The following is a 25,219-nucleotide window of genomic DNA, read 5'->3' as shown; positions in this document are numbered from 1 at the left end:
TGTAGCGAGTGTTTATGACAGATATTTTTTCCAAACAAACTAAGCCATCAAATTGGCTGACCCGTGATTATCAGATTAGACCTGATTATCGTAGTTTGGGTTTGGCGTTAATTTTTGTGTTATTGTCCAATGTGTTGTTTTTGGTGGGTGCGTATTTGACAGGCATTGCTAGACCTATCATTAATGTAGATTATTTAGCGATCTGTATTTTGTGGGCAATTCCGCATCGTCTGGCGAAATGGGTTGGCACATTGTCATTTGTGGTGGCGGTACTTATTGATGCAATGATGATGGCAATGCAGTTATTTCCGTTTTTAGATATTTCTGCCGCTATCTCATTGGCACCATTTTTGGTAAATGCCCCCTTACGTTATATGGTCATGACTGGGGTTGTGGTAGGGTATATTTTTCTTATGCCTGTGCTAATGATATGGCTGTCAAGACGTTGGTTTATCAAGAAATGGTCGTTTTTATATGTGGTGGTGTGGGCAGTTATTGGGGTGTGGGGTTACACCAATTTTAATGAGTTTCGCTACATGGGTGTCTCTGGAGAGCGTTTTGCACAGTCGGATTATTTTTATATCCATAGTCAATACAAACGCTATCGTCATGTTGCTGACAGTGGATTTGCGGGGTATTTTAATCAAGTTCCACAAATGATACTTATTGATGTGGCGTATATTTCACATCATTTTGGAGCGGTTAAGTCAGGTATTGTGGAGCCTGAAAGTCGTCCGTTGGTAACGGCTGATACCGATAGACGAGTGCTTGGCGACAAGGGTGTGGATATTGGCGATGATGTACCACGTCAATTATCTGACAAAATGTTGCTGATTGTGGCGGAATCTTGGGGTGTAGCACGAGATAGTAATGCCCAAAAAGATATTTTGGCAGGGATATATGCTCATCGTGATAATTTTGATTTTTTGGATGTAGGATATTTTGGGTTTGCAGGAGCGACTGTTGAGGGGGAATTACGAGAGCTTTGTCAGTTAGATGTGGAAAGCGGTTATGCGTTTAGTCGTTTAGATGATAAACCTTTTGCTGATTGCTTGCCAAATCGTCTACGCAAACAAGGTTATCAAACCATCGGTATGCACGCAGGATTTAGTTCTATTTACGAACGCAACTTTTTGTATCCTAAGATGGGTTTTGATAAGACTATTTTTGCTGAAAATTACAATCACCTCAAACACTGCACTGCCTTTAATGGGGTGTGCGATAGCGAGATGTTTGATGTAGTGGCCAAAGAATTTAAAGAAAATAATGGGAATAAATTATTCTTTTATTGGCTGACGCTTACCAGCCACGCATCTTTTCCTGAAAAAGACATGGTTAATCCTCGATTTGATTGTGATAAATATGGCATACCCAAAGGCGATATCTGTAATAACTTTCGCCTAGAAGCTCAATACTTTGATGGGCTGAGTAAATTGCTTGAAAAACCTGAGATGAGAGGTGTGGAAGTGATTGTGGTAGGCGACCACATGCCACCAATATTTACCAGACATCCCATACATCCTTATTTACAATGGCAAGATGTATCTTGGGTACATTTTAAGGTAAAAGATTAGAGTTGTTGATGCTGTTAAAAGCCACTTGTATAAGTGGCTTTTTATTATGAAATGGGTTTTTCGCCAAATTTGGTTAGGTATTGCAGGTTTTTGTCAAGGACAATGTAAGCACCATTATACTTTGCCATCAAGCCGATAACATAGACTCTACCGTGCTTGGTCTCAATATCGTTCAATGTATTCACATCGTCAGGGCTGGACATCTGTATGTTTTTTCGCGTGGCGATGTCAGTGGAGTTTAGGACGTCTATTGCTTCGCTTAAAGGAATATAATCATCGCCTTTTTTTGAGGGGTAATACACTGCTACTGGTAGTGTCCCTAGTGTGCTGTATTTGGATAAGCCTCCTAGCTGTGGAAAATCTGCAAGTTCCCTATATCCAACAACGGTAGCGGAGCTATTGGGGTAGACGATGACCGCAGAGGGTTTTTCTTGATAGAGTGTGTTTAGTCCGTAGACTAATGCACTCAGTTGCACCATGCCGATGATGGCAAAATCTGAGATAATTTCTTTTTTGGGCTTGGCGGGATTATAAACCAAAAAACTCAGCAAGGGACCTAGTACCACATCCACCAAAAAAACCAGTGTTAGCCCCTGCACTGCCCCTGTCATGCTAAAATAAAAAGATGGGTATGCCCAAAAATACACCCAGCTTGCCGCCATCAAAAAGACTAAAAGTGATATAGAAAAGTGAACACTCATAGCTTTTATTTTGGATTTAAGTGGTAATTTATAAAAAGTTTTCATGGATTGTCAAAGTTGGTACGAAAATTGCTTCAATTATAGCAAATACCGTTCTTTTTATGAAGTTAAAATGCAAACTTATTCAAATTTAGCCCAAAAAGGCTTTACATTAATTGAATTAATGATTGTCATTGCTATCATTGGTATATTGGCAGCCATAGCACTACCCATGTATCAAGATTATGTCGCCAAAGCTCAGGTAACCCGTGTTCACTATGAGATCAGCGCTGCTCGCACAACCATTGATTCAATCCTATTTAATGGTCGATTGCCTACGCTAGACCCTGCTCAAGCTGAATCTAATGATTCTTATGAATATGTTGGTATTACAGAAGACCCAGCATCTAATCTGGTATATATTGCTAGTATTACCATTAATGGCGATAGATTTGAGAAGCTGACGGCTGAATTTGGCAAGCAGTCTTATGTTGCTTTAAAAGGTGCTCAGATTTCCATGATACGCGATGCCGATGGCAGCTGGTCATGTGAAGTAGATGCTAATGGTAGCAATTGGAAAGAAAAGTATACTCCCAACCCATGTAGAAACTAGTTTTCTTAATGAGTAGTACCCTGTGTGAGACATAGGGTGCTTTTGATGGTGTGTGCTACACCACACAAAAGTAGCGTTTTAGCCCATCTAAGAGTAGCTCTTTTTGCACGGATAATGTGCCATCAAATTGAGCATTGAGCATATTTGCCCCACCGCCCGTCAGCGTGATGGTAAAGTCAGGATAATCCGCCATGATGGCTCGCACCGCCCCGACCACGCCAAACAGTACACCGTGATTGACCGCATCAAAAGTCGTCCGCCCAAGCTCTACGCTGTCAAACCGCCCTGCCTTAACCGCAATCTGCTGAGTGCCTGCATACAAGGCGTGGCGTTGCATATAGACATTGGGTAGGATATAACCGCCCAAATGCACGCCCCTATCAATCAAATCAATGGTCAAAGCCGTGCCACAGCCGACCACACATTGTTTTTGAGTGCTGTCCACCGCCCCGAGCATTTGTAGCCATCTGTCCACGCCAAGCTGATTGGGATCGTAATGACTCTTTAACAGAGGGTGGTCGGCATTGACTTTGGCAAATTCAAACGGCACGGCAAAGCCTTGCAAAGTCTCGGTGATGGCGGTGTTGATTTTTTCGCCAAGCACGCTAGAAATGCCAACAAATTCAGGCTCAAAACTTGCCAAAGTGCCAAGTAGCCCAAGCAACAATTCATTGGGGGCTTTTAGGTGTTCACGAGCGTCAAAGGCAATGATGGTGTCATTGTCCATAATCCAATATTTTAGGCGGGTATTGCCTAAGTCTAGCCATAATTTTTTCATTAAAATTTCCTTAAACGATAAGTTAAAAAGTAGCAAAAATTTGTTTTGGGCGTAAATGTGTATTGTGTGCCATTACAATCCAAACTCCAACACGGTGCGTAATACGCACCTTACAACTTTCTCTCTATTTTTGCCATTCCTGCATAAATGGGCGTAATGGCATTGTTATTTTCTAATAACAATTCGCCATTATTACCAATACCAATACATTGACCTTCATTAGCAATGTCAGTCATATTATTTTGAATAAAAATAGACACATTCTTACCCTGTAAAAGATGGGCTTGGTTAAAATGATTAATAAAGTGGGTTAAATAATTTGGGTTTTGGCAAGCATTACAAATCTCCACCGCCTTAAAAATGGCGTTTGCTATTGGAATGTATAAATCTTTGGCGGATAAAGTTAAATCAGCCGTTAAATCTTGCAAACAAGTCGCTTGATATAGCCCATCCTTAATCTCTGGCGAATGACCGACATTTAAACCAATGCCAATCACCACGCCCACAAGGGTATTTTTGTCGTTTAATTGTTTAAAGACAGGTTCAATCAAAATCCCTGCCAATTTTTTAAAACAATGTAATTTATCATCATAAAAACCGACATCGTTCGCCCATTTAACACCAATTAGGGGTAAGTTATTCTGGGTGCGAATTTGGTTGATGTGCTGAATAATGTCCAAATGAGCGATTTGATAACCCACCGCCAGCGACAATAAGCCTGATAATTGGCATAAATCAAATCGTCCTTTGCTTATGGGAACATATAAAGACAAAAACACATTGCCCGCCCCGCTGACCCACGAGCGTCCGTGTTGCCCCCGTCCTGCCGTCTGGTGGTCGGCGGTGTACAGATGGGGCAGGTTGTGGGGGTGCGTGCCGCCCGTGATGGCGCGGATAAGGTCGGTATTGGTACTGCCTGTACACTGAACATGGGTGTGGGCGGTGGGTGTTAAAAAATGGGGCATAGGGTTAAAATTCACAAAAAATTGGGCTATAATAGCACAAATTTTTAGGAGTATGTAAAATGATGTATTTGTGGTTTGTGATTGCAGGGACGTTTGCAGGCGTGTGTGCAGGGCTGTTTGGTGTGGGTGGGGGTCTCATTATCGTGCCAGCCCTTGTGTGGATTTTGGGGGCGTATGGTATGCCTGTCGATGTCCTGACGCATGTGGCGGTGGGAACGGCACTTGCCACCATTATTTTGACTTCCATCAGCTCCATGTCGGCTCATCATAAGCGTGGCGGTGTCAGATGGGATGTGTTCAAAAACATGGTGGTTGGCTTGGTGGTGGGTTCGCTTGTCGGAGCGTGGGTGGCGACCATGATTAACGGTCAATCCCTGCAAGCCATCATCGGTGGTGGAGCGGTGCTGGCGGCGATTAAAATGCTCTTTTTCCCCAACAAAGAAAATCCCAACAGCAGACTTCCTAAGCCCTATATGCAAGGCATCATCAGTACGCTGATCGGTTCGTTGTCGGCGATTTTTGGGATTGGTGGGGGAACGGTAATTGTACCGTATCTGTCAGGTAGTGGCTTACCCATGAAACAGGCGGTGGGTACATCATCGGCGTGTGGTTTGCCAATTGCCATCGCTGGTACGCTTGGATTTATTTGGTTTGGGCGTGGGGCGGTTTCTGAGCTTGATGTGGCTGGCACGCTGGGTTTTATCCACATTGGGGCGTTTATCAGCATCAGTATTTGTAGCTTTGTCATGGCAAAAGTGGGAGCGAAATTGGCTCACGTCTTACCTGCCAAGACACTCAAACAAGCCTTTGGGTGCTTGCTCATGGTGGTGGGGTGTCAGTTGATTTATAAAGGATTGTTGGGTTAAATTAGTGATGATAAAAAAGCACACTTTTGGGGTGTGCTTTTTATTTTGGATAAAAGAGGTTGGGGCTGGTCTGTCATTAAATTGGGCGGTTTTTTGTGCAGGTGGCTTTATGGACTTGATAATCTCCCTTACCAATCTCCCTAATTTTTGTTAAAATACCCCTTTTTTATCATCAGCTCATCTCATGCGTCTAAAATCCCTAAAACTTGCTGGCTTTAAATCCTTTGCCAACCCCACAACTTTCACTTTCAAGCACGACATCACCGCCATCGTAGGACCTAACGGCTGTGGCAAATCCAACGTCATCGATGCGATTCGCTGGGTGCTGGGTGAAACCTCTGCCAAACAGCTTCGTGGCGGAGCGATGAGTGATGTCATCTTTGCAGGGGTGGAGGGACGAGCAGGCAAATCGCTTGCCAGCGTGGAGCTGACCTTTGAGCATACCCAAGATGAGAGTACAGGCATTCGCCATGCCCTAAACCTATATCAAGAGCTGACCCTTCGCCGTCAAGTGACCAAAGAGGGCAAATCGGATTATTTTATCAACGGTCAAAAAGTGCGTCGCCGTGATGTGGTGGATGTGTTTTTGGGGACGGGGCTTGGAGCGAGAAGTTATGCGGTGATTGAGCAGGGCATGATTGGGCGGATTGTGGAATCTAGCCCTATGGAATTGCGGGCGTTCATCGAGGAGGGGGCAGGCGTATCTCGCTATCAGGCTCGCAGGATTGAGACGCAAAAACAGCTAGATGACGCTCGGGATAATTTGGAACGTCTGACCGATTTGCAAAGTGAGCTTAAAAAACAACAAAAAACACTCATCAAGCAAGCCGAATCCGCCAAACGCTACGAAGTGCTACACCAAGAGATGACCGCCATTTCCCAAAGTACGCTTTTGGAGCGGATGTTTGAGACGTGGAAACTGGTGGGGCAAAAAGAAGCCGAACATCACAAATCCACCGAACTACTTGCCACGCTTGAACAAAATGTCGCCAAAGCTCGCCAAGCTCTTGACCAAAAAAGCGAACAAATCGCCCAAGCGGTGTGGCTCAAAGATGACGCTAAGGACAAATACCACAACGCACGCATGGCAGAGCAGACGGCGGAGCATAATTTTTATAAAGTCAATCAAGAACTTAGCCAATCCGATGATAAATTAAACCGCCTGCTCCAAGCCCAAAAAGACGCTCGCACGAGCATGGAAACCGCCCAAAGAGAGCTTGACCAAATCGCCCAAACCCTGACCGACACTGCCCCAGAGTTAAGCGAAGTACAAACGGTGCTAACGACCCACCAAAGCGAGCTTGCCAGCGTTCAGCACACATGGCAAAACGCCCGTGCAGACGTGGACAAGCTCACCACCACTCGCCAAGCCCTAGACACTCAAAAACAGCTTGCCTTGTCGGGCAAACAGCGTCTGGTTGCCAGCTTACAAAAATGGCAAAAACGCCAAGATGACCTACTTAGCGAAAAAACCGCCCTTGACAGTATCCAAACTGACACAGGCGAAGTGCAAACGCTTGCTCGTGAGATTGATGGCTTGACGCTTGCCATTGATGAAATACAGCTTGACGATGACAAACGCACGCTGGACGAACTTAGCCAAAAAGTCGCCACGACCAAAGCCGAGCTTGCCACGCTAGAAAAACGCCATGCCAGTCTGACGGGCGAATACGATGCCCTGCACAAGCTCGTCTACCCACCCAAAAAATCAGGCGAAACAACCACCACCGCCCAAGCCGACCACGCCCGCCATGAGCAGTTACAGCAATTAAAAGACGTAATTAGTCTAAGCAAAATGGGCAAAGACTTTGGGGCGGTGCTGGACGGATTTTTGGGGTTTTGGCTAGATGGTAAATTGGGCGATGTTTCTTGTCATGACATTGTGGAGACAGACAGCCAAAAACCCACTGCCATTTTTTACCCAAGTACCCTTAACCAAAGTACTGCCGTGAGTGAAGGCGACTTGTTGGCGGTAAATGCACTTATTGACCGCCCCAAACTTGCCTTGTTTGATAACGTCTATCTGTACACAGGGCAGGGCGTGCCAAGCGTGGCAGATGACAAAATTATCCTAACCAAAACAGGCTGGATTGTGGGGCGATTTGGGGTGGTGTCTGCCAGTAAATTTGGGGCGAGAAGTGATTTTTTAAGCCAAAAAACCGAGCATTTGGCACGCCTTGCCGACCTAGAAAGTGAGCTGGACACGCTCGAGGGTGACATGGAAAGCAAATCACAAACGCTCAAAAACTTAACAGCCGATGAATCTTGCCTTAAAATCACCCTTGATGAACGGGTTGCCCAGCGTGCCACGCTCATCAACAAAAAGCATGGGGCGGAGCAGGCGTTGTTGCGTGCCGAATCCGCCCTAAAAAATCATACGCTCAAAGCTGAGATGATAGCCCAAAATCAAGCACGCCTTGATGACGAAAAAGCCGAGCATGACAGCGATAGGCTCAAATTTGACGAACAAATCCGCCAAAGCGAGAGCGAGCTTGCCAAACTGTTACCAGAGCTACAAACTGCCACCGACATCATGACGGTGCTGGGCGGACAGGTGGAGCATTTAAACCGTGTCATCAAAGAATGTCATGATAAAGTCAATGCTTTGACTTTGCAAAATCAGTCATTATTGCAAAAACAAGCCCACGAAACCAAGCTTTTTGACATGGCAAAACTTGCCCTAGCAACTGCCGAACAAGACATTCAAGCCACTTATGCCAAAGACGAATCGCTCATCGCCCAGCTCCCTACGCTAGAACAAGCGTTCAAACTTGCCAAATCACAAACGGCGGAGTTAAAAGTCCAAAGCGATGAACACGAATCGCAGGTCAAGGCGTTGCAAATCGTACATGGCGAGCTCCAAGAAAAGCTCACGGACGCTCATACAGCAGTCGCCACCGCCCAAGCCCACGCCACCCAAATTAGTGCAGACGTGGCGGTGGCACAAAGTCGCCTCGCGGATTTGGGCGAGCAAATGCTCTCTTATGATGAGAATTTTAACCTGCCGTCCACGCTCCATGACTTCGCTCACAAACCGCCTACTTTCACCGACCATAGTAAACGCCTAAGCGACATCAAAGCCGAACTCGATAAAATCGGAGCGGTCAACCTAACGGCGGTGGCGGAGCTTGCCGAGCTTGAAAGTCGGGTATCGCCTATGGACAACCAAATCAAAGACATTACCGATAGCATGGATAAGCTCAAAGATGCGATACGGGCGATAGACGAAAAGACCAAAACGCTCTTTTTAAACATGCTTGATGCGGTCAATGGCGAGCTAAATACTTTATTTAGCAAGGTGTTTGGCGGTGGGCAGGCGAGTTTGACGCTCATGGACGATGAATCGCTACCCAAAGCCGACAAATGGCGAGCGGGTCTTGTGCTCATGGCACAGCCCAAAGGCAAGAAAAATTCACGGCTTGGTGTGCTGTCAGGTGGTGAAAAAACGCTCACCGCCTTGTCGCTCATCTTTGCGATTTTCAAACAGCACCCCGCTCCGTTTTGCGTACTGGACGAAGTGGACGCACCCCTTGACGATGCCAATGTGGGACGGTTTACGAGTCTGATTCATGAGCTGGCGGACAGCGTGCAGTTTATTTTTATCAGCCATAACAAACTTGCCATGCAAACCGCCCACGAATTAAAAGGCATTACCATGCCAACGGCGGGCATTTCTAGTTTGGTAACGGTGAATTTGGAGGAGGCACAGAAGTATTTGGAGGATTGATTTTTTGGGGTTGCACTTGTACCTTTAACCTAAGATAAGTGTACGTCTGTCAAATTTTACAACTTTTATACAACTGCTTAAATTGTGAGTAAAGTTATTTTGTTAATCTAAGCAGGATTTTGTGTTAATTGATAGGACTTATGATGTCAAAAAAATATTTGTCTTTGTCGGTGCTTGGGTTATCCTTGATGGCTTGTGCCAATCAGGATTACAGTTATGATAGTAGTGTTTATCAATTTTTGGAAGCTGAACGCCAAAAATCAAACCCCAATGCCATGTATCAGTACGAACAAAACATGCAAGGCTCGCTCTTTGCCATGTACCCAACCTACTGGCGACTAAATGGCGACATTTCCTATCAAGACCCTGCCACCATCAATAACTTCGTGCGTCAATACCCAAGCCATGTCATCAGTGAAAAATTGGTGGCGGATTATGCTGAAGAAAAGGCTCGCCAAGGCGACTATGCCAGCGTGCGAGCGGTCGCCCAAAACATCGAAAATGCCGATGCTTCTGAGGCGTGTGCCATTGCTCTTGGCTACAATAACATTCATGATGCTCGTGCCTTAACCCAAAAAGAAAACGTCTGGACAAACACCCGTATCGAGCAATCACTGTGTGATAAGCTCGCCTATGAGATGGCAAACCATCAGCACATTACACGCACCGACCGCCACGAACAGCTCATTCGCATGATGCGCATCGATGGTCGTCAGCTATCCTCGAAGCGACCACCGCTTGATAAAAGTGCTGACATTGTTAATCTGGCAAGACATTTGGGTCTATCGATTGACTATGGCACGCTTTCAAGCATTAAGTCAAACCCCAATGCGTTTTTGACCCAATTTAACAACATGCCTTATAGCGAGGTAAATCAATACCTATACGTCTACGCCATCAGCCAAATTGCTCATCGTTCGTATTGGGAGGCAGCCAATCAGTTGAGCTATGACATCAATCTTGATAACACTCGTCGCCAAAAACTCATCTCAGACATGGCTCGCCGTTACGCTTACCGCAGTATCGCCGTTAAACGCATGAACATGAATACTGATGATGGATTTAATATCGAGGCGGTAACTTGGTTTAGAAACAGCCTAGGTGAGCCGTTTAATTTTGAGGAAGCGGAGGATTACGCCCAAGCGAGCATTTATTTTAGCCAATGGGCGGACGTGGCAAATGCCATCGGTGCGATGAGTCAAACAAAGGCAAATGAAAATGTGTGGCAATATTGGCTGGCTCGTGCCTATGAGCAAACAGGCAAAAATAAGCAAGCACGACAAATCTACCAAAATCTTACCAAGCAAGTGGGTTATTATGGACTGCTTGCTCGTGATAGACTAGGTATGGCACTGACAGCCAATGACATTGGCGGTATCGGTATGCCAAACATTAGCGGGCGTGATGCACAGCGTGTCATGCAAAATGCCGATTTTGCTCGTGCCTTTAAGCTCATGGAGAGTGGGGCAAGCATGGAGCATATCCAGCGTGAATGGAACTGGGCGGTACGTACTACCACCCAAGCAGGCGACCATCATTTGGTACTTGCTGCTGCCAAAAAAGCTCACGACATGGGCGTGTATAGTCGCAGTATTCATGCGATGCAAAATTCTCCTGTGCGTGCCGCCGCCATCAGCCACCCCACGCCTTATCAAGGTAGTGTAATGTCGTACAGCCAGCGTGTGGGTATTGACCCTGCGTGGACTTATGGCATTATTCGCCAAGAAAGTCGCTTTCAGCCCAATGCTCGCTCAGGGGCAGGTGCTGGCGGACTTATGCAAATCATGCCAAATACTGCCAAACAAATTGCTCGTGGCATGGGCGAGAGTGTGGGAAATATGATGAATGCTGATACCAACATTCGTTATGGTGCGTGGTTTTTGAGTGATTTATATCAAAAAACTGGTAATATCGCTGTGGCAACCGCCAGCTATAATGCAGGACCAAATGCCGCCAAAAAATGGCTGCCTAAGCACGGCAGTATCAGTGCTGACCAATATGTCGAAGCCATTCCTTATAACGAAACCAAAGAATACGTCAAGCATGTCATGGAAAATGCCACCATTTATGGTGTGTTGTTGGGAAATTATACGCCCATCAGTCAGCGTATGGGAACAGTATCGCCATCTTGGTAATTTACCACAAACAAAACTGCTCAAATGGGGCAGTTTTTTTCATGAGATTAAAACTTGAAAGGTGGGTGTGGGCGGGTGTATAATGAGTGCGTTAGTTAAATAAATTAACGTTGCTTTTAACGTATGTTAGGTTTTTTGAGTTAAATCAAAGAGTTACTGAACGTTAAAAACAGTGTTAATCTTGTGTTTGTGGCGATTGCCATATCAATCAACAAGGATAACCCATGAAAACACTGTGCGAACACATCATGGTAAAAACCCCCATCACTTTGCAGCCTGATTGTACCTTTAATCAAGCACTTGCCATTGCCCAAGAGCATAACGTGCGTTATTTGCCTGTGGTTGATGAAAATGGGCGATTTTTGGGGATTTTTTCTACACTTACCCTTCTCAATCTTTTGCTTCCGCAAGCGGTATCCATCAACATGGGCAAAAAACTGGTGGATTTGAATTTTATGCGTACCAGCATAGAAGAATTGCGTGCAAAATTGGACGACATCGGTCATCAGACGATTGACAAACACTTGACGACCAATGTGCCGATTTGTCATGCGGACAGCTCCATCATGGAAGCGATTCATATTTTGCATGACCATCATGCCCATGTCGTTGTTACCGACAAGGTTTCTGGTCGCTTTGAGGGTATTATTACCATCAAGGTGCTTGTTAATCATTTGACCCAAGTTTAACCCAAGATTGAGATTATAAAGATGGACTTACTAAATCACGCCTCAGCCCATATGTGGCTGTCAGGCATACTACTTATTATTGTTTATGGCTTTTTAATTTCCGAAAAAATCAACCGTGCGGTTGTGGCGATACTCGGTGCGTGTTTGGCGATTTATCTGGGGCTGTTAAATCAGCACGAAGCCCTTGCCAAAGTGGACTGGAACACGCTGTGGCTACTCATCGGCATGATGATTTTGGTCAGTATTACCGCAAGGACAGGTGTGTTTCAATACGTGGCGATTTGCTCTGCTAAGCTTGTCAAAGCAAGTCCTGTGGGGATTTTGGCGATGATTATCGTCATCACGGCACTTTTTTCGGCGTTGCTGGACAACGTTACCACCGTACTACTCATCACGCCTGTAACGCTACTGATTACCGAGCAGCTTGGCATCAAGGCGTTTCCTTATCTGTTTTCCACCATTTTGGCGTCCAACATTGGTGGGGCAGGGACGCTGATTGGCGACCCGCCTAACATCTTAATTGGCTCAAAAGTTCATCTTACCTTTGGCGATTTTGTCATTCATATGGCACCGATTGCGGTGGTCATTTTGGCGGTCATCACAGCGATACTGGTGATGATGTTTGCCAAAAATCTGACAACCACTCCAAAAGCTCGCTCCCAAATCATGCAGTTTAACGAGCGTGATGCCATTACCGATGTGACATTGCTCAAAAAATGTGCCTTTGTGTTTACCCTTGTGATCATTGGGTTTTTTGTGGGTCATGGACTGGGCATTGAGCCTGGCACGATGGCACTATCAGGGGCAGGTCTACTGATGCTGTTGGCGTTTGGCGGTGAGAATGCAGAACATCAAGCCGAAAAAATCCACCATGCTTTTGGCGAAGTGGAGTGGGTAACGATTTTCTTTTTTATGGGGCTGTTTATCATTGTCGGTGCGGTAGAACATAGTGGGCTACTTGATTTACTTGGTAATGAACTGATGAATATTACAGGTGGCGATGTCGTCAAAATGGCACTGATGGTGCTTTGGGTGTCGGCGATTTTGTCGTCATTTTTGGATAATATTCCGTTTGTGGCAACCATGATTCCACTGCTACACACCGCCCAAACTCAGATGCCAGAAGGTACAGAATTTAGCCCTGTGTGGTGGGCGTTGGCACTGGGGGCGTGTTTGGGGGGTAACGGCACGCTCATCGGTGCGTCTGCCAACTTGACGGTGGCAGGCTTTGCCGAAAAAGCCAAACAGCCCATTTCTATGATACAGTTTACCAAATACGCTTTCCCACTCATGCTTATCATGATTGCGATGGCACACGGTTATTTGGTGTGGCGATATTTTTAAGTGTCTGCCCAATGATAAAATGGCAGGGTTTTTGGCGTAAAAACCATTGATCCTGCCATAATTTTGAAATTTTTTTGTAAGAAAATTACACTTACTACGTCTAAGTATCATCATAAAGCGGTTTTATGATGACTTATTTTTTAACTTTGGAGAATATGATGTCAAACACCAAAAAACTCACAGGGCTTGCCATGGCAGGTCTTTTGGCGACTACCCTAACCGCTTGTGGCGAAGAAAAAGCCGAAGCTAAGCCCATGGAACAAGGCTACCAAAACGCCGAAAAAACCCAACCTGCAAGTACTGCCCAACCTGAAACTAACACTGCCACTGACACCAAGACTGCCGAAGGCAAATGTGGCGAGGGAAAATGTGGTGAAGCAGGGTGCAGTGCTACCATGACCGACAAAACCGCCGAAGGCAAATGCGGTGAGGGTAAGTGCGGTGCAGAAGCCAGTGCTGACAAATCTGCCAACGCAGGATGTGGTGCAAATGCTGGTGCGGATAAAACAGTTTCGGCAAGCTGTGGTGCTAGCACGGATAAAAACGCCTCAGCCAGCTGTGGTGGCGCCAAATAATCTAACAAAGCTGTAAACCAAACAAACGGTTTATTTTGGGGCTTGGACGTATTTCGTCCTTGCTCTGGGGCTTTTTTAAATTTTTCAACAAAATCATTGGGTGATGTGTGATGATACAGACCAAAAACCTAATCATTGGCTTTGGCAAGGCAGGCAAAACGCTTGCAGGATTGTTTAATGTACATGGTGAAGAGACCATTTTGGTGGAGCAATCTGCCCAAATGTATGGTGGTACGTGCATTAATGTCGGCTGTATCCCTTCCAAAAAGCTCATCTTTGAAGGAAAGCACACCGATTTTGCCACCGCCATGACAAACAAAGACAAGCTGATTGGTGCGTTGCGTGAAGCCAATTTTAAGCGACTTGATGATTTGTCTCATGTTACGGTAGTAAATGCACAGGCAAGTTTTATTGACAATCACACCGTAGAGCTTTCCACAGGTCAGCGTGTGCATGCCCAGAGGATTTTTATCAACACAGGGGCGACCTCTGTCATGCCAAAGGTGGCAGGCGTGGACGGCTTACGCATTCATGACAGTACAGGGCTGTTAAATTTATCCAAAAGTGCCAACACAGCCCCCAAGCGACTTGTCATCATTGGTGCAGGATTTATCGCCTTAGAGTTTGCCTTTATGTATGCCAATTTTGGCAGTGAGGTAACGCTTATTGAGAAATTTGACCAATTTTTACCCAGTGTTGATGATGATGTACGCCAAATCGTGTTTGGACTTTTAGATCGGCGTGGTATCAAGCTACATTTGGGGCAAAATTTGCAAAAATTTGAGCATTTTGACACTCATACCGATGTCATCACCGACAAGATGACTCTGCCGGCAGATGCGGTGCTTGTTGCTATGGGTAGACGACCCAATACAGACGCACTAAACCTACAAAACACGAGCGTCAAACTAACAGAGCGTGGTCATGTCGTGTGTGATGAGACACTCAAAGCAGCAGAAAACATCTGGGCGATGGGCGATGTGGCAGGTTCACCGCAGTTTACTTATATCTCGCTTGACGATTATCGCATCATCGCCAACCATCTGTATGGCGATGGCACACGGCACACCAGCGACCGTCAGGTTTTTCCTACCAGCGTTTTCATCACACCGCCATTATCACAAATCGGCATGAATGAAAATCAAGCAAAACAAAGCGGTAAAAATTATGCCGTTGCCACCATGCCAGCCGTCAATGTCGTCAAAGCCAAAATCACAGGGGAGACAGACGGTCTATTAAAAGCGATTATTGATAAAGACAGCCGTGAGATTTTGGGCGTTACATTGTTTTGCGAAGACTCTCATGAGATTATCAACTTATTTAAATTGGCTATGGATAACGGTGTTACGGCAGATTATTTTAAAAATCAAATATTTACTCACCCAACCATCAGCGAAGCACTCAACGATTTGTTTGCTCAATTTTAATTTTTAAACGACATGACTTTAAATCAGAGGTGTTTTATGAAAAAATACATTCCTATCATCATCGCAAGCACGTTTGCTCTTGGTGCGTGTGCCAACGCCCAAACCACCAACGCTCAGACTGTCAAACCTGCCCAAAGTCAAAGTGTGCAAGATGTCAAACCCAAAGCTAAAGGTGTGTGGATTGATGTGCGTACTGCCGATGAGTTTAACGCAGGACATCTAAAAGGCAGCCTAAATATCCCAGTGGATAAAATCGCAAGCCAAATCGCAAGTGTAGAACCCAACAAAAACGCTCCTATCAACCTATATTGCCGTAGTGGCAGACGTGCCGAGACCGCTCGCCAGACTTTGATTGGTATGGGTTATACCAATGTGGTCAATCATGGTGGTTATGAAGATTTGGTCAAACAAGGCTACCGCTAGGGGATTGCCATGAAAATCAATGTCGGTAAACCTGACAAAATCGCACGCATCGTTTTGGGTGTGGTCATTATTGGCTTGGGTGTTGCCTTTGGTTCTTGGTGGGGCGTGATTGGACTTGTACCACTTTTGACAGGTTTGATTAATTTTTGTCCCATTTATCATCTTTTGGGCATGAGTACTTGTAAAACGTGCCACAGCGATGATAATAAACCTCAATAATTGGAAAAAATAAACCATGACAAACAAAACTTTATCTGGTGCAGGCTTGGGTTTTCGCCGTGAGTTATTGCCCCAAATGTCATTTGATGACATAAATGCGGTTCATCATCTAAATCAGATTGATTTTTTTGAAGTTTCGCCCGAAAACTGGATTAATTCGGCAGGGCAAATGGGCGGACGTTTTGATAAAACATTAAGAGCCTATACCGAGCGTTTTGATTTTATTTGTCATGGTTTGTCATTGTCCATTGGCTCATCAAAAGAGCTTGATGTCGCTCACGTCAAAAACATCAAGCAGTTCATGCACTCGCATGGCATGAATCTGTTTACCGAACATCTGTCTTGGTGCAGTGATGATAAAGGGCATTTGTATGACTTGTTGCCCATTCCTTGTACTGATGAGGCGGTATTTTGGGTGGCTGATCGCATCAAACAAGTCCAAGACATTTTGGGCACCCAAATCGGCATAGAAAATGCCTCGTACTATTATCTACCACCCCAAAGCCAGATGTCGGATAGTGAGTTTATCTCGGCAGTGGTGGCGGAGGCGGATTGTTTGCTGCATTTAGATGTCAATAACATTTTTGTCAATAGCCAAAATTTTGGTTTTGACCCACATCAGTATCTGCGTGAATTACCTCTTGAACGCACCTGCTATTTGCACGTGGCAGGACATTATGTGGATGATGATGGATTGATTGTGGATACGCATGGCGACAGCGTGGTGGAGCGTGTTTGGGAGTTGTTAAATGACGCTTATGGGCTGATTTTTGACAAAACTGGTAAAACGGCTGATAAAATCCCTACTTGTTTGGAGCGTGATTTTAACTTCCCAGAGCTTGGCGAACTCATTAGTGAAGTGAATTTTATCCGTGAAGTCCAACAAAAACACAAATATCAGTCCACCTTTAAATTGGCATAAAAATGATTGACAAAATTCCCAATCTGCGTGCTTTTCAGAGTCAATTTGGTGATTATATTCGTAAACAACGCCATGATGACACAGATAATGTGCCAAATCGTGTCGGTAGGTTATACCAAAGTTTGATTTATAATAATGTTTCAGGCTTTGTCAATCAATGTTTTCCCATATGTCGCCAAATCGTCCAAAATCATTTTGGAATAGAAATTTGGCAAAATCTCATCAAAGATTTTCTCAAACATGGTGACATGGCAAGCCCCTATTTTAGTCAGATTAACGAACAGTTTGTGGCGTATTTGACCGATGAGGTACTATCAAGATTTGATTTGCCTTTATTTTTGGGAGAGCTTGCCCATTATGAATGGATTGAGCTGTATGTAGATAATCTGCCAAATACCAATCCCAAACCTTGTCTAATAGATAATCATCACACCATCTTGATGAATCCAACGGTTCAAATTTTATATTATGAATGGGCGGTATCTGATATTGGTGTATCTTTTTTACCAAAAGAAAAACAGCCTAATTTTATCATTGTCTACCGCAAAAATGATGATAAACATAAAACCGCTTTTATGAGTATCAATCAGCTTAGTTTTGTGGTTTTGACATTTTTGCAAGAAAAAGCAAATCAAGGTGTTGTTTATATTCATCGTGATGAATTGCTTGACGCATTACAAAAAACTTTTGAATTAAATGATGAGGTGTTATCCATGATTGACTCTTCATTTGATGAATTAATGACGACCATGATTGATAATCAAGTATGTTATGTGGAGCATTCATGATAAAAAAATTTACACATCATTATTTGGTTTTGACTGATAGATTAAAAAGTTTTGACGTATTGGCACTTTTTGTCATTCGTTTATATCTTGCTCCTGTATTTATCATGGCAGGGCTAAATAAATATCAAAATTTTGAGAGTACGGTCAATTGGTTTGGTAATAGTGAGTGGGGACTTGGACTGCCTTTTGCATCATTTTGGGTGGTTGTGGTGATTATCGCCGAACTTGTGGGCGGTGTGGCACTACTTTTTGGGTTGGCAACTCGCTTATTTGGTATAATGCTTGCCATCACTATGGCGGTGGCGATGATGACGGTGCATCTCAAAAACGGCTGGCATGCCATTACCCCTACCGACCCTAGCACAAGCATTGCCCAGCTTTTTGGTGGTTTTGGTCAAGCAAGTTTGGACAACTCAGTACAAGCAGCTCAAAGACTAAATAAAGCCCGTGAAATCCTGCAAACGCACGGCAATTATGATTGGCTTACCGAAACTGGTAATTTTGTCATTTTAAATAACGGCATTGAGTTTGGCATGACTTATTTTATCATGCTTTTGGTGTTGATTATTTATGGGGCAGGACGGTTTTTGAGTATTGATTATTGGGTTTTTAAGAAAGTGAACAATGACAAATAACTTACATCATTTTGATAAAGACGGTATGGAGGAAATATATGAGTCCATGTTTTCTTTTGCTTATAATCAGCTTGACAACGAACAACATGCCAAAGATGTCGTCCAAGATGCTCTGGTAAATGCTTTAAAATATGCTGATAGTTTTCAGGGTAAATCTACCTTTAAAACTTGGGTTTTTGCCATTTTAAAAAATAAAATTGCTGACTTTATTCGCCAAAATAAAAGATATACCCATCTAAGTCAAATCAATGATGAATATGATGATGAAATGTTTTTGGCCACACTGTTTGATGAAATTGGGCATTGGCAACAAGGCGTCTCTCCCAATGCGTTTGATGACAGTTGGCAAAACCCTCATCACAATGCTGAAAATAATGAATTTTGGCAAGTACTTGAAATATGTTTAGAAAATCTACCCAAAGAACAGGCAAGGGCTTTTTTAATGAAAGAGTATATAGAATTAGGCAGTGATGAGATTTGCCAAAACCTAAACATCACTCGTCAAAATTTATATGTATTATTATACAGGGCAAGATTAAGGTTGCAAATGTGTTTGTCGGCAAAATGGTTTGTGTAGGTGGATATGATGAAACAACTAAAAAATTGCCAAAAAATTACCCAGCTTGCAAGTTTGTCGCAAGAAGAGCCTTTAACATGGTCGCAAAAAATCACGCTGAAATTTCATTTGATGATGTGCCCAAATTGCAAACAATTTGATAAAAACAATCAAACCTTAAAACAAATTATCAAAAAGCATAAAGAGGAATAATGAAGGCACTAGCATTCATAAATAACAATAAAACTCATAAAAGCCCAATTTGCGTGGCGACAGACAGCAAAAAACCTTTGCAAGCACCCCAAAAAAGTGCTAAACTAGGGCGATTTTGCAGATTTTAAATGGTTTTTAATCGCAAAATTATTCCCCAATTTTTAAGGATAGTATTATGAGTAAACAACCCGTTCGTGTTGCGGTAACTGGTGCCGCAGGTCAAATCGGTTATAGCCTACTGTTTCGCATTGCCTCTGGCGAAATGCTGGGCAAAGACCAACCCGTCATTCTACAACTTCTTGAAATTCCTAACGAAAAAGCTCAGCAAGCCCTACAAGGCGTAATTATGGAGCTTGATGACTGTGCATTCCCACTTTTGCACGATGTGATTGGTACAGACGACCCAAATGTGGCGTTCAAAGATGCTGATTATGCCCTACTGGTGGGTGCTAGACCTCGTGGACCGGGCATGGAGCGTGCCGACCTTTTGCAAGAAAACGCCAAAATCTTCACCGTACAAGGCAAAGCCCTAAACGACCACGCCAGCCGTGATGTCAAAGTTTTGGTGGTTGGTAACCCTGCCAACACCAATGCCTACATTGCCATGAAGTCTGCCCCTGATTTGCCAGCGAAAAACTTCACCGCCATGCTACGCCTTGACCACAACCGTGCCTTGACCCAAGTTGCCAAAAAAACAGGCAAAGCGGTCAAAGACATCAAAAACTTGACCGTTTGGGGTAACCATAGCCCAACCATGTACGCTGACTATCGTTTTGCCACCATCAATGGCGAGTCTGTTAAAGAGATGATTAACGACCAAGAATGGAACGCCAATGTGTTCCTACCGACCGTTGGTAAGCGTGGTGCTGCCATCATTGAGGCTCGTGGTCTATCGTCTGCTGCTTCTGCTGCCAATGCTGCCATTGACCATATGCGTGATTGGGCATTGGGTACAAACGGTGAATGGGTAACCATGGGTATCCCATCGGATGGCTCTTATGGTATTCCAGAGGGTGTGATGTTTGGCTTCCCTGTTACCTGCGAAAACGGTGAATACAAAATCGTTCAAGGCTTAGAAATTGACACATTTAGCCAAGAACGTATTGATATTACACTAAAAGAGCTGACCGAAGAGCGTGATGCGATTGCTCATTTGCTATAATTTGGTGAATTTATCTGATAACGCCCCACCTTTGGGGTGTTATTTTTTTGTGCAAAAAGTGGGTTGGTGTGGTTTGGGTTCTTGTTTATTCATTTTTAGAATATAAGGTAGAAAATCATGAATATTACTTTTTATGATAATTTTGCGATAATTTGCCATCTTTGAATGTCAATAGGTGGCTTATGTTTGATTTTGAAACCCATGATTGGATTATCATGGTATTTTTTGTGCTTGGGGCATTGCTTCATGGGGTGGCAGGGTTTGGTTATCCCATTGTTGGTACGGCGATTATTGCCAGTTTTTACCCTTTAAAAATTGCAGTGGCGATGGTCATCGTGCCGTGTATTATTTTAAACCTCATCATGCTCCGTACGGGTGGCACGATTATTGGCAATATGATTAAATACGGCAAAGAGTATTTTTGGTTATTTGTCATGAGCTTTTTGGGGGGATTGGTTGGCGTTCGGTTGTTGTTGCTTTTCCCTGACAGTTATTTAAAAATCTTTTTGGGTGTTACGCTGATTGTCTATATCGCCACCCAATACAGCAAATTTAAAATCAAATTTAAAAAAGACAAAAAAACCATGTCCATCGCAGGATTTATTGTGGGTGTGGTTGGTGGTGTTACGAATGCGATTGTGGCGTTTTTGATGATTTATCTTTTGGGGACTGACCGCCAAAAACAAGACATGGTCATCATCAATAACATGAGTATTTTGATTACCAAAGTTATTCAGCTATTTACACTCACGCCACTCATCATGCAGTTTAGCCAAAAACAAATGGCAATGCTGGGTATTGTGATTGCCATTTCTATGGTATTTGTGTATCTGGGGTCAAAGGTGCGGAATAGACTTTCCCAAGAAGTTTTTGGGCATGTGATTTCGGTGGTGCTTTTGGCGTTGGGGATTTATGCACTCATTCAGGGCATTCGGATTTTATAAAAATACAGACATAAAAAACGGTTCATCAGAACCGTTTTTTGTTGGGATTAGAATCGGCTGGATATGGTCAGTTGCACACGGTCGCCGTCTGATTTTTCACTCTCAAAGTGTTCATAATCTAGGCTGATACGGTTGCGTGAGTCAATCTGATAGCTTGTGCCGATGGTGGCTTGGATTTTGTCTTTGCCTGTATCCCATGCATCAAAGTCAAGATTGGTGTCGGTACCTGTATAGGAGCTGGTAACTTTGGCATCTTGTTCAAAGGCGTTATCGTATTGAATGCCTGCCTTGATTTGCCATTGTGGGTTAATTTGATACTCGGTATCCACACCCACAGTACCTTGCCAGCGTGTTGCATCAATGTCCTTGATGAGGCTGACCCCATCATCAAACGCACCGCTTTTGTGCTGATATTGGTGGTAGCTTACACCTGCATAGGGCTTGATTTTGACATTGCCACTAGGCGAGTAGGTTGTGCCTACATGAACACCGCCAGCATAGATATTGCCGTCATATTTGTGCTTATCACGAGTGTTGTTTTGGGCTTGGCTTTCTAGGACGCCTGCTTTTGCCCACAATGTGCCTTTGGCTTTTTGGGCGATGTCGGTGCTTACACCCAATGTCAAGGCAACAGCATTAGTGTCTACGCTGTGTTTGGTGCTACCATTTCGCTCGTCTAAATCTAGACGACCCAAATCAAGCTGTAAACCAGCACCCACACGTTCGCCTGTCTTGGCAACGCCAATGCTCTGGTTGCGTACCTCACGCTCGCTATCGCTACTTGGCAGTTCAAGTGCGTACTCTTGGTAGGTGCTGTTTAGCCATAAGCCATTTGGGTTATCCGCCATACTTTTGGCAAAATTGGTGGCCTGAGTGTTACTTTGTTCGATGGTGTGTACGGCGTTATTGGCATAAAATGCTGGATCAAAGCCGAACATCGCTTCGTTGTAGCGATTGTCAATCACGGCAGGCGTGCCAGTTGTGCTAAGTAGTGTTTTGTTGGTAACAGATGAAACAACGTTTGCAAGGTTTGTGGCAAAGGCTTTTTCGCTAGCGGTCAGCGTGCCTGCGCTGTCTTTGATATCTAGTGAAGTTAGTACCTTATCAAGATTACGTTCAACGGTGGCACGTCCTGCACTTTGCGAGGCGCTGCTACCTACGCTACTTAGTTCGTTACGCTTGGCGCTAACGACCACGTCTGTTTTTTGGGTGGCGTTTGGTGTGGTTACGCCGTCTTGCCCCACCGTGCCACTATATTCCACCTTAATGATGTCAAATAGGGCGTTACTGGATTTGGCATTGGTAAACTCCCCACTAAGCTCTTTGGCTCTAAGTACGGTGGTTTTTGAACCTGAGGCGGTAATAAGTGGTTCGGTTTGCTGGACTTCATCGTACAGGTCGAGTGTGCCAGCGACTTTTGCTTGATTGGTTACGGTAAGGAGGTTACCAAATTTGGCTTTAAAGGTGGCATTCTCATTCATCGTATAGTTGCCATCGATGGTAAGATTGCCCTCGTTATTTACCGCACCGCCTGTTTGTACGACACTACCTGATGTGCCATAACCGGTCAGCTCGCCGTTTTGGAGTTGAACAGTGGAGGCGCTATTATTGCCGTTAATTTCTAGGGTGCCACCGCTGATGATGGTGTCGCCCTTATAGGTGTTGTCGCCTGTGAGGACAAGTTTGCCACTACCTGCTTTGGTAAAACCAAAATCGCCTTTGATGTTATTTGAAAATACCGATACATCTGTACCTGTGGTATCTAACTCAACATCATTCCAGTAGAATCCACCATAGCCTTGTGTGGCGGCGACTGTATCAAGTAAGCCCCAGCCACTTTCGTGAGTGATGTTTTTGCCACCGATGTTATTGACGATGGTGCGGTTAAGCCATGCCGTATCAACAGCTTGGAGGAATACCTTATTGCCATTTTCATCTTCGGAAACGTAGGTTTCTTTATTGGGGTCTAGTGCGGTTTCTGGCACTACTTGTAACGACTGATAGGTAGGGTTTGCAGCTTTAATGTCATCAAAGTCTTTGGCAGTACTTAAAATACTCTCGACCAAGTTTTTGTTTTTCATCCATGGATAAGCCCCCTTGACCAATAGGGCGGTGCCTGTAACACGTGCGGTGGCAGGCGAGGTGCCTTGATAGTATTCTGGTTCGCTACTGTTTTTGTAGCTATACGAAGTAGAGGGGGCGGACACACACCACTCGGCAGCTCGTCCACAGTGGTTGGCTTCGGCAAAGTCCTCACGAGGGGCAGACACTGCCAAAAATCCTCGCTTAAACTCGGGGTTTAGCGTAGGAATTAGGCGTTCGCCATAAGTGTCGTTCTCGCCCTCGTTGCCTGTGGCATGGACAAGTAGAGCGTCTTTATTTATGATAAGGTCGTGAATGGCACGTACGCTGATGTCTCGGCTATTTTCGGTATCTGTACCATTGGTAAGAGTTTTGGCGTACGTTAGCCATTCATCCTTGTCGGCAGATTCAGAAATATAACCCCATGAGTTGTTAAATATTTTAGCTTTGCCACCGCTTTGGTCGTAAATTCTGGACATGGCAATAAACTCATTATCGTTATTGCCTGCAAATTCGCTAAGTGTTTGTGGGTCATGACCATCGGAGTATGAATAAATCGTGGCATTGGTCATGCCGTTATTGCCTGCGATAATAGCAGCCATCTGAGAACCGTGTGGGTGGTCTGGGGTAAATTTGGTGTAGTCGTAAGACTCTATGCACGGGGTGCCTAGACTGCCATCTGAGCAAGCGACTAGGTTGTTGCCACTAAGGTTTGCCCCTACCATATCAGAGTTGTTGGGGTCTATGCCAGTATCAATAATACCAACCGCCAAATCGGTGGTGTCGATGGTGGTTTTGAGTTCATGGAGTTTTTTGGCATAATCAAGTTGATTTAGACCATAAAATGCCTCTGTTTTATTGGTAATAACCTCACCATCTACCATGTCATCCATGACGGCGTAGCCTGTCAGGGTGTCAGCGCTAGGTGTAGGTTGGGCAGCAATGAGCTTGTCAGATGTCGTGCGAGTGTAATCAGGTTTGTTTTGCTTGATGATGTCGTCTTTGATAGGGGCGACATAGGCTTTGGCTTCGGTGGTTGCAACCTGCTCGCTGATGCCTTCTGCTTGGGTTTTGATGGTTTGAGCAACTTGCAGGGCTTCTTCTGCCTTAGCTACGGCATTTTTGGCGGCTGTAATTGCTTCGTTGTCAGCACTAACAGCCTCAGCATCTACCAGAGCTTGTTTTGCCTTGTCAAGTGCTTCTTGGGCGATTTTTTCGGCAGCAGTTGCATCTGTCAGAGCTTTTTGGGCGTTATCTAGTGCCTGCTCGGTAGTAATGAGCTTTTGAGACTGAGTATCTGCGGTATCAGCAAGTGCTTTGGCGTTATTTAGATCGGTCAAAGCGTTATTTGCTGTGTTTTGAGCGGTATTTGCTGTGTTAATGATTTGTTGGAGTTTGTCTTTTTCTGCTTGCTCTTTTTGAGCTTGCTCTTGTTCTGCTTTTTCTTTTTCAGCCTGCTGAGTTTGTTCTGCTAATTTGCGAGCATTGTCAGCTTGGGTGCGAACATTTTGAGCGTCAGCGATGGCATTTTGAGCGTCAGCAACAGCTTGTTCGGCTTTGGCGATAACTTCATCGCTGGCATTGGCATTTTTGGCATCTTGCAAAGCCTGCTCGGCTTGGGATAGGGCGGTGCTAGCCTCGTTGATGGCGTTGTTTGCCTGTTGGTAGGCGGTGTTGGCGTTATTAATTGCATCTTGGGCGGTGGCGATGTTGCTTGCTTGACCTGTTGCGGTATTTGCCGTGTTTTGGGCGTTGGCAAGAGCATCCGCTGCATTTTTGGTGGCAGCGATGGCTTTATTAACCTTGTCAAGAACGGCTTGCTCTTTTTGTAGGCGTTCAGCTTCTTGGCGTTTTGCCTCTTCTTCGGCTTTCTTTCTGGCTTCCTCCTCAGCTTGTTTTCTA

The 25,219-nt window shown here is 44.6% G+C and carries 22 protein-coding genes; 18 read left to right on the top strand and 4 right to left on the bottom strand.

Features of this window, described 5'->3' with window-relative positions; all coding sequences use genetic code 11:
- Positions 1–14: 14 nt before the first annotated feature.
- On the top strand, positions 15–1,574 hold the full coding sequence (locus Q4B79_RS06695; protein ID WP_303085654.1) for a sulfatase-like hydrolase/transferase: 1,560 nt from the start codon (positions 15–17) through the stop codon (positions 1,572–1,574).
- Positions 1,575–1,618: 44 nt separating this feature from the next.
- On the opposite strand, the gene Q4B79_RS06690 is transcribed toward Q4B79_RS06695, so the two are convergent.
- Positions 1,619–2,275 carry a hypothetical protein gene (locus Q4B79_RS06690; protein ID WP_303085653.1) on the bottom strand — a complete coding sequence of 219 codons (657 nt, stop codon included), beginning with the start codon at positions 2,273–2,275 and terminating at the stop codon, positions 1,619–1,621.
- Positions 2,276–2,387: 112 nt separating this feature from the next.
- Between Q4B79_RS06690 and Q4B79_RS06685 the strand changes: the two genes are divergently transcribed.
- Positions 2,388–2,867 carry a pilin gene (locus Q4B79_RS06685; protein WP_303085652.1) on the top strand — a complete coding sequence of 160 codons (480 nt, stop codon included), beginning with the start codon at positions 2,388–2,390 and terminating at the stop codon, positions 2,865–2,867.
- A 55-nt stretch (positions 2,868–2,922) separates the two neighbouring features.
- On the opposite strand, the gene Q4B79_RS06680 is transcribed toward Q4B79_RS06685, so the two are convergent.
- Together Q4B79_RS06680 and Q4B79_RS06675 are read right to left on the bottom strand one after the other, a co-directional pair.
- Positions 2,923–3,645 carry a pantothenate kinase gene (locus Q4B79_RS06680; protein WP_303085651.1) on the bottom strand — a complete coding sequence of 241 codons (723 nt, stop codon included), beginning with the start codon at positions 3,643–3,645 and terminating at the stop codon, positions 2,923–2,925.
- A 110-nt stretch (positions 3,646–3,755) separates the two neighbouring features.
- Positions 3,756–4,610, bottom strand: a complete 855-nt coding sequence (locus Q4B79_RS06675; protein WP_303085650.1) for a biotin--[acetyl-CoA-carboxylase] ligase — start codon at positions 4,608–4,610, stop codon at positions 3,756–3,758.
- 59 nt (positions 4,611–4,669) lie between these two features.
- Here Q4B79_RS06675 and Q4B79_RS06670 point away from each other — a divergent pair, with 59 nt between their 5' ends.
- The 16 genes from Q4B79_RS06670 (at position 4,670) to Q4B79_RS06595 (ending at position 21,235) form a co-directional block, all read left to right on the top strand.
- Complete coding sequence (locus Q4B79_RS06670; protein ID WP_303085649.1) at positions 4,670–5,476, top strand: sulfite exporter TauE/SafE family protein; 807 nt, start codon at positions 4,670–4,672, stop codon at positions 5,474–5,476.
- 184 nt (positions 5,477–5,660) lie between these two features.
- Positions 5,661–9,203 carry a chromosome segregation protein SMC gene (gene smc, locus Q4B79_RS06665; RefSeq protein ID WP_303085648.1) on the top strand — a complete coding sequence of 1,181 codons (3,543 nt, stop codon included), beginning with the start codon at positions 5,661–5,663 and terminating at the stop codon, positions 9,201–9,203.
- A gap of 143 nt (positions 9,204–9,346) precedes the next feature.
- Positions 9,347–11,338 carry a lytic transglycosylase domain-containing protein gene (locus Q4B79_RS06660; protein WP_303085647.1) on the top strand — a complete coding sequence of 664 codons (1,992 nt, stop codon included), beginning with the start codon at positions 9,347–9,349 and terminating at the stop codon, positions 11,336–11,338.
- A gap of 224 nt (positions 11,339–11,562) precedes the next feature.
- Positions 11,563–12,027: a CBS domain-containing protein gene (locus Q4B79_RS06655; protein WP_303085646.1), complete on the top strand. Its 465-nt coding sequence runs from the start codon at positions 11,563–11,565 to the stop codon at positions 12,025–12,027.
- Between the two features lie 21 nt (positions 12,028–12,048).
- Positions 12,049–13,371: an ArsB/NhaD family transporter gene (locus tag Q4B79_RS06650; RefSeq protein WP_303085645.1), complete on the top strand. Its 1,323-nt coding sequence runs from the start codon at positions 12,049–12,051 to the stop codon at positions 13,369–13,371.
- A gap of 158 nt (positions 13,372–13,529) precedes the next feature.
- Positions 13,530–13,946, top strand: a complete 417-nt coding sequence (locus Q4B79_RS06645) for a hypothetical protein (RefSeq protein ID WP_303085644.1) — start codon at positions 13,530–13,532, stop codon at positions 13,944–13,946.
- Positions 13,947–14,056: 110 nt separating this feature from the next.
- Positions 14,057–15,373, top strand: a complete 1,317-nt coding sequence (locus tag Q4B79_RS06640; protein ID WP_303085643.1) for an FAD-dependent oxidoreductase — start codon at positions 14,057–14,059, stop codon at positions 15,371–15,373.
- 36 nt (positions 15,374–15,409) lie between these two features.
- Positions 15,410–15,796 carry a rhodanese-like domain-containing protein gene (locus Q4B79_RS06635; RefSeq protein ID WP_303085642.1) on the top strand — a complete coding sequence of 129 codons (387 nt, stop codon included), beginning with the start codon at positions 15,410–15,412 and terminating at the stop codon, positions 15,794–15,796.
- Positions 15,797–15,805: 9 nt separating this feature from the next.
- A complete protein-coding gene (locus Q4B79_RS06630) occupies positions 15,806–16,015 on the top strand; it encodes a DUF2892 domain-containing protein (protein WP_303085641.1) in 210 nt (69 codons plus the stop codon).
- Between the two features lie 16 nt (positions 16,016–16,031).
- A complete protein-coding gene (locus Q4B79_RS06625) occupies positions 16,032–16,937 on the top strand; it encodes a DUF692 domain-containing protein (RefSeq protein ID WP_303085640.1) in 906 nt (301 codons plus the stop codon).
- A gap of 2 nt (positions 16,938–16,939) precedes the next feature.
- A complete protein-coding gene (locus Q4B79_RS06620) occupies positions 16,940–17,725 on the top strand; it encodes a DUF2063 domain-containing protein (protein WP_303085639.1) in 786 nt (261 codons plus the stop codon).
- Complete coding sequence (locus tag Q4B79_RS06615) at positions 17,722–18,360, top strand: DoxX family protein (protein ID WP_303085638.1); 639 nt, start codon at positions 17,722–17,724, stop codon at positions 18,358–18,360. The genes Q4B79_RS06620 and Q4B79_RS06615 overlap by 4 nt, the downstream gene beginning before the upstream one ends.
- Positions 18,350–18,937 carry a sigma-70 family RNA polymerase sigma factor gene (locus tag Q4B79_RS06610; RefSeq protein WP_303085637.1) on the top strand — a complete coding sequence of 196 codons (588 nt, stop codon included), beginning with the start codon at positions 18,350–18,352 and terminating at the stop codon, positions 18,935–18,937. The genes Q4B79_RS06615 and Q4B79_RS06610 overlap by 11 nt, the downstream gene beginning before the upstream one ends.
- 9 nt (positions 18,938–18,946) lie before the next feature.
- Positions 18,947–19,129, top strand: a complete 183-nt coding sequence (locus Q4B79_RS06605) for a zf-HC2 domain-containing protein (protein ID WP_303085636.1) — start codon at positions 18,947–18,949, stop codon at positions 19,127–19,129.
- A 175-nt stretch (positions 19,130–19,304) separates the two neighbouring features.
- Positions 19,305–20,291, top strand: a complete 987-nt coding sequence (locus Q4B79_RS06600; protein ID WP_303085635.1) for a malate dehydrogenase — start codon at positions 19,305–19,307, stop codon at positions 20,289–20,291.
- Positions 20,292–20,473: 182 nt separating this feature from the next.
- On the top strand, positions 20,474–21,235 hold the full coding sequence (locus tag Q4B79_RS06595; RefSeq protein WP_303085634.1) for a TSUP family transporter: 762 nt from the start codon (positions 20,474–20,476) through the stop codon (positions 21,233–21,235).
- A 47-nt stretch (positions 21,236–21,282) separates the two neighbouring features.
- Here Q4B79_RS06595 and Q4B79_RS06590 read toward each other — a convergent pair.
- On the bottom strand, positions 21,283–25,219 hold a 3,937-nt coding region (locus Q4B79_RS06590), incomplete at its 5' end, for a S8 family serine peptidase (protein ID WP_303085633.1).

The organism is Moraxella sp. (assembly GCF_030525845.1).
Taxonomy (GTDB): Bacteria; Pseudomonadota; Gammaproteobacteria; order Pseudomonadales; family Moraxellaceae; genus Moraxella.
Note: the sequence above shows the minus strand (reverse complement) of the source record. Positions and strands in the feature narration are given on the sequence as shown.

What these genes read in the sequence shown, in the direction of transcription:
- Q4B79_RS06600 (WP_303085635.1), top strand. Translation starts at nt 19,305, where the DNA reads ATGAGTAAACAACCCGTTCGTGTTGCGGTAACTGGTGCCGCAGGTCAA.
- Q4B79_RS06605 (WP_303085636.1), top strand. Translation starts at nt 18,947, where the DNA reads ATGAAACAACTAAAAAATTGCCAAAAAATTACCCAGCTTGCAAGTTTG.
- Q4B79_RS06610 (WP_303085637.1), top strand. Translation starts at nt 18,350, where the DNA reads ATGACAAATAACTTACATCATTTTGATAAAGACGGTATGGAGGAAATA.
- smc (WP_303085648.1), top strand. Translation starts at nt 5,661, where the DNA reads ATGCGTCTAAAATCCCTAAAACTTGCTGGCTTTAAATCCTTTGCCAAC.
- Q4B79_RS06625 (WP_303085640.1), top strand. Translation starts at nt 16,032, where the DNA reads ATGACAAACAAAACTTTATCTGGTGCAGGCTTGGGTTTTCGCCGTGAG.
- Q4B79_RS06655 (WP_303085646.1), top strand. Translation starts at nt 11,563, where the DNA reads ATGAAAACACTGTGCGAACACATCATGGTAAAAACCCCCATCACTTTG.
- Q4B79_RS06670 (WP_303085649.1), top strand. Translation starts at nt 4,670, where the DNA reads ATGATGTATTTGTGGTTTGTGATTGCAGGGACGTTTGCAGGCGTGTGT.
- Q4B79_RS06675 (WP_303085650.1), bottom strand. Translation starts at nt 4,610, where the DNA reads ATGCCCCATTTTTTAACACCCACCGCCCACACCCATGTTCAGTGTACA.
- Q4B79_RS06635 (WP_303085642.1), top strand. Translation starts at nt 15,410, where the DNA reads ATGAAAAAATACATTCCTATCATCATCGCAAGCACGTTTGCTCTTGGT.
- Q4B79_RS06685 (WP_303085652.1), top strand. Translation starts at nt 2,388, where the DNA reads ATGCAAACTTATTCAAATTTAGCCCAAAAAGGCTTTACATTAATTGAA.
- Q4B79_RS06660 (WP_303085647.1), top strand. Translation starts at nt 9,347, where the DNA reads ATGTCAAAAAAATATTTGTCTTTGTCGGTGCTTGGGTTATCCTTGATG.
- Q4B79_RS06620 (WP_303085639.1), top strand. Translation starts at nt 16,940, where the DNA reads ATGATTGACAAAATTCCCAATCTGCGTGCTTTTCAGAGTCAATTTGGT.
- Q4B79_RS06690 (WP_303085653.1), bottom strand. Translation starts at nt 2,275, where the DNA reads ATGAGTGTTCACTTTTCTATATCACTTTTAGTCTTTTTGATGGCGGCA.
- Q4B79_RS06640 (WP_303085643.1), top strand. Translation starts at nt 14,057, where the DNA reads ATGATACAGACCAAAAACCTAATCATTGGCTTTGGCAAGGCAGGCAAA.
- Q4B79_RS06615 (WP_303085638.1), top strand. Translation starts at nt 17,722, where the DNA reads ATGATAAAAAAATTTACACATCATTATTTGGTTTTGACTGATAGATTA.
- Q4B79_RS06645 (WP_303085644.1), top strand. Translation starts at nt 13,530, where the DNA reads ATGTCAAACACCAAAAAACTCACAGGGCTTGCCATGGCAGGTCTTTTG.
- Q4B79_RS06595 (WP_303085634.1), top strand. Translation starts at nt 20,474, where the DNA reads ATGTTTGATTTTGAAACCCATGATTGGATTATCATGGTATTTTTTGTG.
- Q4B79_RS06680 (WP_303085651.1), bottom strand. Translation starts at nt 3,645, where the DNA reads ATGAAAAAATTATGGCTAGACTTAGGCAATACCCGCCTAAAATATTGG.
- Q4B79_RS06695 (WP_303085654.1), top strand. Translation starts at nt 15, where the DNA reads ATGACAGATATTTTTTCCAAACAAACTAAGCCATCAAATTGGCTGACC.
- Q4B79_RS06630 (WP_303085641.1), top strand. Translation starts at nt 15,806, where the DNA reads ATGAAAATCAATGTCGGTAAACCTGACAAAATCGCACGCATCGTTTTG.
- Q4B79_RS06650 (WP_303085645.1), top strand. Translation starts at nt 12,049, where the DNA reads ATGGACTTACTAAATCACGCCTCAGCCCATATGTGGCTGTCAGGCATA.